General features: G+C 69.6%; 13 protein-coding genes. 4 read left to right on the forward strand and 9 right to left on the reverse strand.

What is annotated here, in order from left to right:
- Positions 1 to 82 precede the first annotated feature (82 nt).
- Complete coding sequence (locus CRP56_RS26730; protein WP_097268089.1) at positions 83 to 2,491, forward strand: MMPL family transporter; 2,409 nt, start codon at positions 83 to 85, stop codon at positions 2,489 to 2,491.
- 6 nt (positions 2,492 to 2,497) lie between these two features.
- Here CRP56_RS26730 and CRP56_RS26735 read toward each other — a convergent pair whose 3' ends face one another.
- Entirely contained in the window at positions 2,498 to 3,244 is a 747-nt protein-coding gene (locus CRP56_RS26735) for a TetR/AcrR family transcriptional regulator (protein WP_097268091.1), read from the reverse strand.
- Between the two features lie 26 nt (positions 3,245 to 3,270).
- On the reverse strand, positions 3,271 to 3,681 hold the full coding sequence (locus CRP56_RS26740; protein WP_097268093.1) for a VOC family protein: 411 nt from the start codon (positions 3,679 to 3,681) through the stop codon (positions 3,271 to 3,273).
- Positions 3,682 to 3,811: 130 nt separating this feature from the next.
- On the opposite strand from CRP56_RS26740, the gene CRP56_RS26745 reads away from it, so the two are divergent.
- The 3 genes from CRP56_RS26745 to CRP56_RS26755 are packed head-to-tail and all read left to right on the forward strand — an operon-like array spanning position 3,812 to position 7,150.
- Complete coding sequence (locus CRP56_RS26745) at positions 3,812 to 4,222, forward strand: hypothetical protein (protein WP_097268095.1); 411 nt, start codon at positions 3,812 to 3,814, stop codon at positions 4,220 to 4,222.
- A gap of 49 nt (positions 4,223 to 4,271) precedes the next feature.
- Positions 4,272 to 4,664 carry a hypothetical protein gene (locus CRP56_RS26750; RefSeq protein ID WP_097268098.1) on the forward strand — a complete coding sequence of 131 codons (393 nt, stop codon included), beginning with the start codon at positions 4,272 to 4,274 and terminating at the stop codon, positions 4,662 to 4,664.
- On the forward strand, positions 4,664 to 7,150 hold the full coding sequence (locus CRP56_RS26755; RefSeq protein WP_097268100.1) for a DUF4132 domain-containing protein: 2,487 nt from the start codon (positions 4,664 to 4,666) through the stop codon (positions 7,148 to 7,150). The genes CRP56_RS26750 and CRP56_RS26755 overlap by 1 nt, the downstream gene beginning before the upstream one ends.
- A 59-nt stretch (positions 7,151 to 7,209) precedes the next feature.
- Here CRP56_RS26755 and CRP56_RS26760 read toward each other — a convergent pair whose 3' ends face one another.
- From CRP56_RS26760 to CRP56_RS26790, 7 genes are all read right to left on the reverse strand, one after another.
- Entirely contained in the window at positions 7,210 to 7,989 is a 780-nt protein-coding gene (locus CRP56_RS26760) for a hypothetical protein (protein WP_097268102.1), read from the reverse strand.
- Between the two features lie 61 nt (positions 7,990 to 8,050).
- Positions 8,051 to 8,659 (reverse strand): Uma2 family endonuclease, encoded by a 609-nt coding sequence (locus tag CRP56_RS26765; protein WP_097268104.1) that lies wholly within the window; start codon positions 8,657 to 8,659, stop codon positions 8,051 to 8,053.
- Between the two features lie 166 nt (positions 8,660 to 8,825).
- Positions 8,826 to 9,587, reverse strand: coding sequence for a succinate dehydrogenase iron-sulfur subunit (locus CRP56_RS26770; RefSeq protein WP_097268106.1), 762 nt, complete (start codon positions 9,585 to 9,587; stop codon positions 8,826 to 8,828).
- Complete coding sequence (sdhA, locus tag CRP56_RS26775) at positions 9,587 to 11,341, reverse strand: succinate dehydrogenase flavoprotein subunit (RefSeq protein WP_097268108.1); 1,755 nt, start codon at positions 11,339 to 11,341, stop codon at positions 9,587 to 9,589. Before sdhA ends, CRP56_RS26770 begins: the two co-directional genes overlap by 1 nt.
- 22 nt (positions 11,342 to 11,363) lie before the next feature.
- Entirely contained in the window at positions 11,364 to 11,852 is a 489-nt protein-coding gene (locus tag CRP56_RS26780; protein WP_097268110.1) for a succinate dehydrogenase hydrophobic membrane anchor subunit, read from the reverse strand.
- Positions 11,853 to 11,857: 5 nt separating this feature from the next.
- Positions 11,858 to 12,238 carry a succinate dehydrogenase, cytochrome b556 subunit gene (gene sdhC / locus CRP56_RS26785; protein ID WP_097268112.1) on the reverse strand — a complete coding sequence of 127 codons (381 nt, stop codon included), beginning with the start codon at positions 12,236 to 12,238 and terminating at the stop codon, positions 11,858 to 11,860.
- 169 nt (positions 12,239 to 12,407) lie between these two features.
- Positions 12,408 to 12,977, reverse strand: a complete 570-nt coding sequence (locus tag CRP56_RS26790) for a 2-oxo-4-hydroxy-4-carboxy-5-ureidoimidazoline decarboxylase (RefSeq protein ID WP_097268114.1) — start codon at positions 12,975 to 12,977, stop codon at positions 12,408 to 12,410.
- Positions 12,978 to 13,086 lie beyond the last annotated feature (109 nt).

Here is a 13,086-nt window from a genome sequence, read left to right on the forward strand (position 1 = left end):
CGCGTGCGGCGCCGCCAGTCTTGTTGCCCAGGACCTGGGGGACCGACCGACAACCGACTGGGGAGTGTTGAGCGTGGCGGCATTGGCACGGTGGTGCTATCGGCATCGGCTGGTGGTCCTGTTCTTGTGGGTGGGGGCGTTGATCGGTCTGGGCTTCTCGGCCTCGACGGCGGGCACGAACTACGCGAACGTCTTCTCCCTCCCGGACACGGACTCCAAGAGCGCGTACGACCTGATGGAGAAGGCCTTCCCGAACACCTCGGGCGACACGGACACCGTGGTGTGGAAGGTCGACGAGGGCTCGGTGCGGGATCGGGCGGTCCAGGACCGGATCGAGCCGGCCCTCGAAAAGATCGCGAAGATGCCCGGCGTCGGCGCGGTGACCAGCCCCTACGCCACTCAAGGGGCCGCGCAGATCAGCAAGGACGGCGAGATCGCGTACGCGCAGGTGACCTTCGCCAAGCGCGCGAACGAAGTACCCAAGGAACTCGTCCAGGACGTCGTCGACACCGCGCAGGCGGCTGAACGCGGCGGCCTCCAGGTCGAGTTGGGCGGTCAGGCCATCCAGCGGGTGCAGGAGCCGCCGCAGGGCCTGTCGGAGATGGTCGGCATCGTCGCGGCGGCCGTCGTGCTGTTCCTGGCCTTCGGGTCGCTCTTCGCGATGCTGCTGCCGATCGCGATCGCCGTGTTCGGCGTCGGCATGGGCCTGTTCTCCACCCAGTTGCTCAGCCACGCCACCGACATCCCGGACATCGCCCCGCTGCTCGCCTCCCTGATCGGCCTCGGCGTCGGCATCGACTACGCCCTGTTCATCGTCACCCGGCACCGGCGCGGCATCCTGCGGGGCATGGACCCGGAGGAGTCGGCGGTCACCGCCCTCAACACCTCAGGGCGCGCGGTGCTGTTCGCGGGCGGCACGGTCTGCATCGCGCTCGCCGGCATGCTCGTGACGCGGCTGCGCTTCCTGGACGGCGTGGTCGTCGGCACCTCGCTGACGGTGGTCCTGAGCGTGCTGGCGGCCACCACGCTGCTGCCGGCCCTGCTCGGCCTGCTCGGCCCCCGTGTCCTCAGTCGCCGCCAGCGCCGGAAGCTGGCGGCGAACGGACCCGAGCAGGACAAGGCGAGCGGCCTCGCCGCCCGCTGGTCGGTGAACGTCCAGAAGCGTCCCCGCAGGATCGCCGCGCTCGCCCTGGTCGTCATGGCCGTCCTCGCCATTCCGGTCCTCTCGCTCCGCCTCGGCGCGACCGACCAGGGCAACGACGACGCCTCCACGACCACCAGGAAGGCCTACGACCTGCTCGCCGAGGGCTTCGGCCCGGGCTTCAACGGCCCGCTCCAGGTGGTCACCGACGGCGGGGACACGACCGCGCTGGTCAAGGGCCTCGAGTCAGCCCCCGGTGTCGCCCGGGTCGCGGCGCTGCCGCCCGCGAAGGGCGTCACGGTGATCCAGGTCGTGCCGACGACGTCACCGCAGTCCAAGGAGACCGACGACCTGATCGACACCCTGCGGGACGACGTGATCCCGCAGGCGGGCGTCCAGGCCCACGTGGGCGGCGTGACCGCCGTCTCCAAGGACTTCGCGTCGGTCACGGGCGACCGCCTGCCGCTGTTCATCGCGACGATCATCGGCCTCGGCTTCCTGCTCCTGCTGGTCGCCTTTCGCTCCCTGGTCGTCCCGCTGACGGCCGCCCTGATGAACCTGATCGCCGCGGCCGCTTCCTTCGGTGTCCTCGTGGCGGTCTTCCAGTGGGGCTGGGGCCTGGAGATGCTGGGCCTCGGCAAGGAGGGCCCGATCAACGCCTTCCTGCCGGTCATCATGCTGTCGCTGCTCTTCGGCCTCTCCATGGACTACCAGGTGTTCCTGGTGAGCCGGATGCACGAGGAGTGGGTCCACACCAAGGACAACGCGCGCGCGGTGCGGGTCGGTCTGGCGGAGACCAGCCGGGTCATCAACAGCGCGGCTCTGATCATGGTGTGTGTCTTCCTCGCCTTCGTCCTGAGCGGCGACTCGGGCGCGGCGATGGCGGGCGTCGGGCTGGCGGCCGCGGTGGCCCTGGACGCGTTCGTCCTGCGTACGGCGCTGGTGCCGGCCGCGATGCATCTGCTCGGGAACTCCAACTGGTGGCTGCCGGGGTGGCTGGAGAAGCGGCTGCCGCATCTCGCGGTGGAGCCCAAGGAGGACGAGCCCGCCGCGGTGGCGGCGACCCCGGACGGCCCGGCCTCCGCCGTCCACGGCTTCGTCCGCGACGAGGACGGCCGGCCCGTCGAGGGCGCGGCGGTCACGCTGCTCACGCGTGGCGGACGCCAGCTGGACCGGGTGGTGTCGCTGGCGGACGGCTCCTACATCGTGTCGGTCCCGGCGCCGGGGACGTATCTCCTGGCGGCGACGGCGGCTTCGTACGGCTCACGCGCGGGGCACGTCGACGTCGGGGAGGGGCCGCTGGTGTACGACGTGGAGCTGGCCGAGGGCGAGGTCGACGCCGTCAACTGAGGCGGACTACTCGGGCCTCCTGCCGGGGTCGGGCATCATCTTCGTCATCCCCGGCAGGAAGTCCGTGAACAGCTCGTGCACCTCCCGTACGAGCGGCCGCAGCACCCGGAAGCGGGCCAGCGCGACCCCGCGCGCGGTGAGCCGGGCCCCGCGCTCGGCGAGTCGGTAGCTCCGCTCCCGCCCCGGCGTCCGGTCGAAGATCCAGTACAGCACGAGCCCCATCTGGGACAGCCACATCAGCTCGGGCAGCACGTCCCGCAGCTCGTCGGGCACCTTGGTCTTCGTCCCGGCGAGCACCTGGCGGTGGACGGAGATCGCCTCCACGCGCGCGTGCTCCGACTCCTCGGAGAACGGGCTGAGCGGGCTGTCGGGGTCGGCGGCGTTCTTGAAGAACTGCACCGCGAACTCGTGGTACGGCGTGGCGATGTCCAGCCACGCCCGCAGCACGCCGGCGAGCCGCGCCTCCAGGTCGGTCTCCCGCGCCAGGACCTCCCGGACCGCCACCTGGTGCTCGGCGGCGATCCGGTCGTAGAAGCCCTGGATCAGATGCTCCTTGCCCTCGAAGTAGTAGTACGCGTTGCCGACGGAGACCCCGGCCTCCTTGGCGATGGCCCGCATGGTCGTCTTGTCGTAGCCGCGCTCCTGGAACAGCCGCATGGCGGTCTCCAGGATGAGGGCACGGGTCTGCTCGGACTTGCTGGACGGGGCGGCGCCGCCGTCTTCTTCTACGTTCTCTACGTTCTTCGCGGGCACGGTACGAGAGCCTAAAGGCACCCGCGTCACGGCCTGCGACCGAGCTCCGGACGCTTGGTGTAGTCGGTGAACCCGAGGACGTTGCCCCAGGGGTCGGCGACCTCCACGGTCCAGCCGGTGGCCACGGAGAACGGCTCGTCCAGCAGTGCGATCCCGGCGTCGCGCAGCGTGCGCGCCGCCACGCGCGCGTCCGGTACCTCCAGCCACACGCGCGGGGCCGGCCACGGCGGCGGACGGTGCCCCACCGCCTCCTCCTGCCGGAGCAGGATGCCGGGCGTCTCCCCGCCGACCTTGAGCAGCGCGATCCCGGCCTCGTCGAGCCGGAACCCCACCGTGAACCCCGCGCGTTCATAGAACCCGACGGCCTCGCCGAGATCGCCGACGGGCAGCAGCACGTTGTCGAAACCGAGCAGTTCGTACGACTCGTCATCTGACATGCGATCAGATTAGGTGCGAGGTCGACGGTTGCCGGGCGGACCGCCCACGAGGTCACTCATTGGGCCGAGAAAGCACGCACCGCGTCGGTACGCTGAGCCCTCGCCGCGCTGTACGACGGAGGGGACGGGGATGGTTCCGGGAGCAGAGGCCTTCTTCGGCGAGGTGCGGGCGGCGTTCGCCGGGCCCGCGCGAAGACTGGCGCTGGAGGGTCCGTCGCAGACCGCGGACCGGCATCTCGCGGTGGTGACGTACACCGGCGCCGACGTGCGCTACAAGGCCGTCCTCGGGCTGTGGGCGGGCGACGTCGAGATCCACGTCTGCCGGGACACCGAGGCCACCGAGTGCAAGGTCGGCGTCGAGAAGCTGGCGCGGGCCGCGGGGGTCGGGGGAGCGGCGTCGTTCGGCGCCCGCAGCCTGCGCCAGCTGCGGAAGTCCCTGACCAGCCAGGTCCGTTACGTCGAACTCGTCCATCCGCTGGTCACCGTCGAGCTGATGCGGGCGGCGGGGGCGCGGGAGTGGAGCCGGCCGCTGGTGCGGTGAGTCACCGGCGCGAACGGCGTTGTCAGTGGCGGGTCGTACTGTCGGCGGCATGGGATTCGTGACGTTCGTCGACGAGACGACAAGCGGGGGCCGCGGTGACGGCTGGGGGCTGGAGATCGCCGAGGAGCGGCTCAGTGTGCGGGAGTTGATCCGCCGCCGGGTCTTCCAGGAGGTCGCCGAGTACAACGCGGGCATGCCCGAGGTCTTCCAGGGCCTGGTGCAGCCTGAGAACGCCGAGCGCGTGCTGAACGGCTACGCGCTGCGCACGCCCCGCCGCATAGACCCGGAGCAGCAGACGGCCCTGGCGCTGAAGGCGTTCGCGGGCAACGGCTTCCTGGTGCTCGTCGGCGACCGTCAGATGACCGAGCTCGACGAGGAGATCGAGCTGGGCCTGTCGACCGAGGTCACGTTCCTGAAGCTCGTGGCACTGGTGGGTGGCTGATGACCGAGCCGACCGAGGGCCGCGCCGAGCTGATCCAGGACGTTCTCGCACTCCTCGCGGCCGAGGACGCCGAGCGTGTCGTGCCGCGGCTGCTGGAGCTCGCCGAGCTGGTCGCGGGCCCGTGGGGCGGGCCCGAACAGGCGGTCCTCAAGGAGCTCCGCCTGCTCGAAGCCCCGTTCCGGCCCGCGCTGCTGCACCGCCTGGCACAGCGCTACTTCGAGCTGGAACCGGGCGCGGACGGCCGCCGGCACATCACGCACATGCTGGCCAACCTGCGCGACCGGACGACGGACGACGACCATCCGCGCGACCTGCGACCCGCCCTGATCGCGCTGCTGTCCGAGCAGGAGGCGCATCACGACGTGACCCAACTCCTCCGGCTCACCGAGCTGGAGCGCGCCGACGGCCACGAACTCCCGGGCGACTTCGTCGCGTTGCTCCGCCGCACGCGACTGACGACGTGGAACGGGAAGGAGAGGCTGGGCCCCTTGCTCGCGACGCTCACCCATCCCGTGGTGAACCCGGGAGAGGCGTGGTCCGACCAGGCACTCGCCGACCTGGCGGAGCGCGAAGAGAGCTGGGTGCGGCTCGTCGCCCACGCGGCCACGGCCACCGCCGCCCGCCCTTCCGCCCCGTGGGAGAAGGCCGGCCGGGCGCTCGTCGAGGCCGTCGGCGCGGAGCCGGTGCGGGAACGCCTGACGGACTGGCTGCGCCTCGTCGGACGACCCCGCACCCGCCCCCTCCTCGTGCCCTCGTACGGCACGGACCCCAACGTCACCTTCGACCCGTACAACGCCGACGCGCTGCGCGGGCTGACGTGGCTCCTCTCCTTCCTGCCCCCGCACCCCGAGACCGCCCGCACCCTCGGCGCCCTCGTCGAGACCTCGCTCAAGAAGGTCTCCGGGCTGGGTCCGGTCAACCCCAAGGTCGCCAACGCCGGTGTCACCGCCCTCGCCCGCATCGACAGCGAGCCGGCCCTCGCCGAACTCGCCCGCCTCGCCACCCGGGTCACCTACAAGGGCACGCTGAAGCTGCTCAACACCTCGCTCGACGCGCGTGCCGAGGCCATGGGGCTCAGCCGCGAGGAGATCGAGGAACTGGCCGTCCCCGCCTACGGGTTGACGGAGGCAGGCCGCACCGAGCAGCACCTCGGCGAGAGCACGGCGACGATCGAGGTGCACGGCAGCAAGGCGACGCTGAGCTGGCGCAACGCCACCGGAAAGACCGTGAAGAGCATCCCGGCCGGCGTCCGCCGCGACCACCCCGACGAGCTCAAGGACCTCAAGGCGGCCGTCAAGGACATCGACAAGATGCTCTCGGCCCAGAGCGAGCGCCTGGACCGCCAGTTCGTGGCCCGCCGCACCTGGACCTACGCCGCCTGGCGCGAGCGCTACCTCGATCACCCCCTCGTCGGCACCCTCGCTCGCCGCCTCCTGTGGACGATCGACGGCACCACGGCCGGCTACGCCGACGGCGCCCTGCGCACCCTCACCGACACCCCGGTGGACGGCGGCACCGAGGTCACGCTCTGGCACCCCGCCGGCCACGAGCCTGCCGAGATCGTCGCCTGGCGCGACTGGCTGGAGCGGCACGGCATCACCCAGCCGTTCAAGCAGGCCCACAGAGAGGTCTATCTCCTCACCGACGCGGAACGCACAACGGGCACCTACTCCAACCGCTTCGCCGCGCACTACCTCCGCCAGCACCAGTTCCACGCCCTCGCGGCGGTCCGCGGCTGGCGCAACAAGCTGCGCCTGAACGTGGACGACGAGGCGCCGCCCGCCACCCGCGAACTGCCCGCGTGGGGCCTGCGCGCCGAGTACTGGATCGAGGGCGACGGAGGCGAGAACCACGACGACGTCACGGACTCCGGCAGCTTCCTGCGCCTGCGCACCGACCAGGTCCGCTTCTATCCGATCGACGCGGCGGAGAACTCCGCGCACTGCTGCGGCGGCGAGTACCGCATGCGGCCGCACGGCGGGGCGGCCCTCGCCGACCCGCTGCCCCTGGCCGACATCCCGCCCCTGGTCCTCTCCGAAGTCCTGCGCGACGTGGACCTGTTCGTCGGTGTGGCCAGCGTCGGCAACGACCCGACCTGGCAGGACGGCGGCCCCGGCGGCCGCTTCCAGGAGTACTGGACGTCGTACGGCTTCGGAGAGCTGGGCGAGAGCGCCGAGACCCGCCGCGCCCTGCTGGAACGCCTCGTCCCCCGCCTGGCGATAGCCGACCGCTGCACGCTGGAGGGCCGCTTCCTCCAGGTCAAGGGCGACCGCCACACGTACAAGATCCACCTGGGCTCGGGCAACATCCTGCGCACCCCCAACGACCAGTACGTGTGCATCGTCCCCAAGTCCAACCCCGCGGCCCCGCAGGCCGGTTACCTCCCCTACGAGGGCGACCGGACGCTCGCGGTCATCCTCAGCAAGGCGATGATGCTGGCCGCGGACACGAAGATCACGGACCGGACGATCCTGAGCCAGCTGTAGTCCGTCGTGGTCGGTCTTCGTCAGTACCGGTCGAGACCGTGGCGTCGATGCGCCCGCCCTCAGCCTCCGCAGCCACCCACGCGGTGCGTGCTCACGGCGATGTCGTCGAGGCGCAGGTCGTACGAGGAGGGGCTCGGGTCGGCCTGGTACAGCTGCCAGCCGATCTTGAGCTTGTCGAAGGCCGGGAAGGTGAACGGGTCGCCGGTGCCGCCGTGCTGGTCCGTCGACACGGTCAGGTCGGGCTGCTCGATGCCGTCGAAGTAGACGGTGACGCGGTCGTCGGTGGCGTCCAGATGGAACTCGAGGCATTGCCAGGTGCCGGCCGTGGCCGGGGCGGAGGTCTTCCAGGAGGTCCAGTCACCGGTCACGCCGAGATCCGAACCCACGCCCCAGAAGTTGCCGTGGTCGGTGGGGGCGTATTGGCCGCCGAGCGGGCGGACGAGGGTGGGGGAGTCAGCCCCGGACGCTTCGGCGATCGTCCAGTGCGCCCAGTCGGGGGCGACGGGGAAGGCACCCACCCTCAGCCGCAGTCGCGCCCAGTAGCTGTTGCCGGGGGCGGTCAGGTCCGGGAAGACGAGGAAGGCGCGGCCGTTGCCCTCGGTGTGGAGCCGGAGTTCCCGGCCGGGGCCGGTGGAGCTGGGGGCGACGGTGAGGGTGCCGTTGGCGGTGTCGGCGGCCCATCCATGGCCCTGCGTCACCGGGCCGAGGGGGAGGCGGTCGAAGGTCTCGCGGGCCAGGGTGCCGTGCGGGGTAGGGGTCGCGGAGGAGGTGGTGGGGAGCGTGAGCAGGAGGGCCGCGGTGGCGGAGAGGGCGGCGGCGGCCTTTTTCAGGAGGGGCATGGGGTCAGTGTGCGACTGGAGTCCCACAAGCCACAGGAATCACAGGGGAGTTGGCTGGATCTCAGTCGATCTTCGGCTGGCCTGCCTTCAGGATCTCCGCGACGTCGAGGGTGACGTCGGCGCCGATGGATTTGGGCAGAGTGACCATCTCGCCGGGGGAGTGGGGCCAGTGGCTCTCGTAATCGTCCCCGGTGGGGTTGGTCAGGACATGGAGGCGCTGATGTTTGCGGTCGATGATCACGTAGACCGGGATCTTGGCGGCAGCGTACGCCTTCACTTTGTCGCGTAGATCGGTCCGATAGTTGCTGGAAGTGACCTCTAGGACCAAGCGGAAGCAGACGGGGTCGTAGCAGTTGTTCTCGACGTACTGGTCCCGGTAGTCGGCGTCGACCACCGAAAGGTCGGGGATCGCGTAGTCCTCGGTGCCGGTCGGCAGCCAGAGGCCGGTGCCTTGGATCACCTTCGAGTCGGTCCCGTGGAGACCGGAAGCCGCGAAAGGCAGCACGAGGTCGGTCAAGGCTTCGCCGTGTGGGCCGTCCGGTGGAGGGGACACGATGATCTGGCCTCCGATGATCTCGACGCGGTAACCCGGGAGGCGATCCATGATCCGGTTCGCCTCCGCGATCAACGGACGGTCCTCATGCGGCCGCTCGACAGCTGCTGCGGACATCGGGCGCCTCCCGTGGGCTGGTGTCGAGAGCATCATCGTAGGCCCGCCCTCACCGGTATGTCCTTAACGATCACGTTCACCCAAACGGGTGTCCACACGCCGGAGGGCCCCGCTCCCAACGGAAGCGGGGCCCTCGCAGCCGTACGGAAGGCTGTACCGGAATCTGTCAGAACCGGCGCGTGATCAGGGCCTTCTTCACCTCGGCGATCGCCTTCGTGACCTCGATGCCACGAGGGCAGGCGTCCGTGCAGTTGAAGGTGGTGCGGCAGCGCCACACACCGTCGCGGTCGTTGAGGATCTCCAGGCGCTGCTCGCCCGCCTCGTCACGGCTGTCGAAGATGAAGCGGTGCGCGTTCACGATCGCCGCCGGGCCGAAGTACTGGCCGTCGTTCCAGAAGACCGGGCACGACGACGTGCAGGCCGCGCAGAGGATGCACTTCGTCGTGTCGTCGAAGCGCTCGCGGTCCTCGGCGGACTGCAGACGCTCGCGCGTCGGCTCGTTCGTGTCCTTCGTGATGAGGAAGGGCATCACGTCGCGGTACGCCTGGAAGAACGGCTCCATGTCGACGACGAGGTCCTTCAGGACCGTCAGACCCTTGATCGGCTCGACCGTGATCGGCTTCTCGGGGTTGATGTCCTTGATGAGGGTCTTGCAGGCAAGACGGTTCTTGCCGTTGATCCTCATCGCGTCCGAGCCGCAGATGCCGTGGGCGCAGGAGCGGCGGAACGTCAGCGTGCCGTCCAGGTCCCACTTGATCTTGTGGAGACCGTCGAGGACACGCTCCTTGGGGTCGATCTCCAGCTGGAAGTCTTCCCAGGTCGCCTCGTCCGAGACCTCCGGGTTGAAGCGGCGGACCCGGAAGGTGACGGTGATGTAGGGAGAGGCCGCGGACTCCGCCTCGACCTTGTCCAGAACAGGGGTAGCCATCAGTACTTACGCTCCATCGGCTGGTAGCGGGTCTGGACGACCGGCTTGTAGTCGAGACGGATGGACTCGGTGCCGTCGTCGCCGACCTCGCGGTACGCCATGGTGTGGCGCATGAAGTTGACGTCGTCGCGGTTGGGGTAGTCCTCGCGGTAGTGACCGCCGCGGGACTCCTTGCGGGCGAGCGCCGACACCGCCATGACCTCGGCGAGGTCCAGCAGGTTGCCGAGCTCGATCGCCTCCAGCAGGTCCGTGTTGAAGCGACGGCCCTTGTCCTGGATCGCGACGTTCTTGTAGCGCTCGCGCAGCTCCGCGATCTTCTCGACCGCCGTCTTGATCGTCTGCTCGGTGCGGAACACCATGACGTTGGCGTCCATGGTCTCCTGCAGCTCGCGCCGGATGACCGACACGCGCTCCGTGCCGGTCGAGTTGCGCAGCCGCTCGACCTGCTCGACCACGAACTCCGCCGGGTTCTCCGGCAGCTCGACGAAGTCGGCCTTGTGGCTGTACTCGGCGGCGGCGATGCCCGCCCGGCGGCCGAACACGTTGATGTCCAGGAGCGAGTTGGTGCCGAGACGGTTGGCGCCGTGCACCGAGACGCAGGCCACCTCGCCGGCCGCGTACAGGCCCGGGACGACGGTGGTGTTGTCCGCCAGGACCTCACCCTCGACGTTGGTCGGGATGCCGCCCATGGCGTAGTGCGCGGTGGGCTGGATCGGGATCGGGTCCGTGTACGGCTCGATGCCGAGGTAGGTGCGCGCGAACTCGGTGATGTCCGGGAGCTTGGCGTCCAGCTGCTCCGGCGGGAGGTGCGTCAGGTCCAGGTAGACGTGGTCGCCCTCGGGGCCGCAACCCCGGCCCTCGCGGATCTCCGTGTAGATGGAGCGGGACACGACGTCACGGGACGCGAGGTCCTTCATGACCGGCGCGTACTTCTCCATGAAGCGCTCGCCGTCCTTGTTGCGGAGGATGCCGCCCTCACCACGGGCGCCCTCCGTCAGCAGGATGCCCATGCGCCAGATGCCGGTCGGGTGGAACTGGAAGAACTCCATGTCCTCCAGCGGCAGTCCACGGCGGTAGACCGCGGCCTGGCCGTCACCGGTCAGCGTGTGCGCGTTCGACGTCACCTTGAAGAACTTGCCGGTGCCGCCGGAGGCGTAGATGACCGCCTTCGCCTGGAAGATGTGGATCTCGCCGGTGGCCAGCTCGTACGCCACCACACCGGCCGACTTCTTGACGCCGTCGACCTCGATGATCAGCTGGTCGAGGACGTAGAACTCGTTGAAGAACTCCACGCCCTCCTTCACGCAGTTCTGGTACAGCGTCTGGAGGATCATGTGGCCGGTGCGGTCGGCCGCGTAGCAGGACCGGCGGACCGGCGCCTCACCGTGGTTGCGGGAGTGACCGCCGAAACGGCGCTGGTCGATCGTCCCGTCGGGCGTCCGGTTGAACGGCAGGCCCATCTTCTCCAGGTCGAGGACGGCGTCGATGGCCTCCTTCGCCAGGATCTCGGCGGCGTCCTGGTCGACCAGGTAGTCACCGCCCTTGACCGTGTCGAAGGTGTGCCACTCCCAGTTGTCCTCCTCCACGTTGGCCAGCGCGGCGGCCATGCCGCCCTGCGCGGCGCCCGTGTGGGAGCGGGTGGGGTAGAGCTTGGTCAGCACGGCGGTGCGGCTGCGCTTCGTGGACTCGATGGCCGCGCGCATGCCCGCGCCACCGGCGCCGACGATGACGGTGTCGTACTTGTGGATCTTCATGGTGGTTGCCTCAGCCCCGTGCCTAGCGGATGTTCGGGTCGAAGGTGAAGATCACCAGCGTGCCCAGCAGGATGGTGAACACCGTGGCGGTGTAGAGCAGGCCCTTCAGCCACAGCCGGGTGTTCGCGCGCTCCGCGTAGTCGTTGATGACCGTGCGCAGACCGTTGGCGCCGTGCAGCATCGCCAGCCACAGCATCAACAGGTCCCAGACCTGCCAGAACGGCGAGGCCCAGCGGCCCGCGACGAACGCGAAGCCGATCTTCGACACGCCGCCGTCCAGCACCAGCTGGATCAGCAGGTGGCCGATGACGAGGACGACCAGCACGACGCCGGACAGGCGCATGAACAGCCAGGCCGCCATCTCGAAGTTGCCCCGCGTGGACTTCGGGGTCTTCTTGGTGCGCTTGCGCGGCGCCTCGATGAGGGGGGCCGGGTTGTCGACGCTGTAGACGTCGGCGCCCTCGACGGGGCCGATGCCCGAGGCGTCAGCGGTCTTCTCGGTGATGGACATGCGCGTCAGCTCCCGAACAGTTCACGAGCAGCGTGGCCGAGGACGGGGTAGACCGCCCCGATCATCAGCACGACCCACAGGCCGACGACGGACCACAGCATCTGCTTCTGGTAGCGGGGGCCCTTCGACCAGAAGTCGACGGCGATGACACGCAGGCCGTTGAGCGCGTGGAAGAGGATGGCGGCGACGAGGCCGTACTCCAGCACGGCGACGATCGGCGTCTTGTACGTGGCGACGACCCTGTCGTAGTCCTCAGGGGAGACACGGACGAGAGCGGTGTCCAGCACGTGAACGAACAGGAAGAAGAAGATGAGGACGCCGGTGACTCGGTGAGCCACCCAGGACCACATTCCTTCCCGGCCGCGGTACAGCGTTCCAGCCGGCACGGAAGTCCCTCCGGGAGCGGGGATTGGGGCCGCGCCGGCTTGTGCTGTCGGTCGGGCCCGGCCGGGTACGGTCCACCGGCCCCCAGCATCGTAGCGACGGTTGCCTGCGGGGCTTACGCCGGGCCTACCGGTGTGATCAAAGTGGCATGCGGATGGGTGAGTGGTGCGGCTAATGGGGTGGAGTGTGCGGTTGTGTGCCGGGTGCGACGCCGTCGTGGCTGGTCGCGCAGTTCCCCGCGCCCCTCAGGGCGTCGACCAAGCGCCCCTTTGCAAGGCGTCGCAGCTCCTCCGCCGCCACTACCCGCTCCTCCTCCGGATCGTTTGTCAATCGTGACCGGATTCCTGCCAGTACGTGGTCCAAGGCCTCGTCCGGTTTCAAGCCCTCCAGGCAGATCACGAACGCATGCCCGAACTTCGCCTCGTATGCAGCGTGTGCCGCATCGAGTGCCATATGGGCGATGTCGTACGTCTCGTCCGGCAATGTCGTCAACGTCTCGCCCGCCAGTGCCTCCGACAGGTCCCCCGGCGTCAGGTCGTACGCCGCCTCGTCGCTCGCGGCGAGTAGGGCGGGGGCGTCCGGGTAGGGGCGGTGGGCGGTGATGCGGTCGGCCCAGCGGAGGCTGCGGAGGCAGGTGAGGAGGAGTGCGCGGGCCTCGTCGGCCGGGGCGATGTTGAAGGCGTCGAGGACGGTGGGCAGCGCCGGTATGGCGACTCGGCCGGGAAGGTGTGTGGGCGTCACGTGTGTTTCGGCAGGGGATGCTGGGAGAGGTGTGACGTCACGCTATCGAGAGTGGACGTGACGTGTCCGACGGATGCCCGAATTTCACTCGCACGGGAGAGTTTCGGAA

This window comes from Streptomyces sp. TLI_55 (genome assembly GCF_900206255.1).
Classification (GTDB): Bacteria; Actinomycetota; Actinomycetes; order Streptomycetales; family Streptomycetaceae; genus Streptomyces; species Streptomyces aquilus.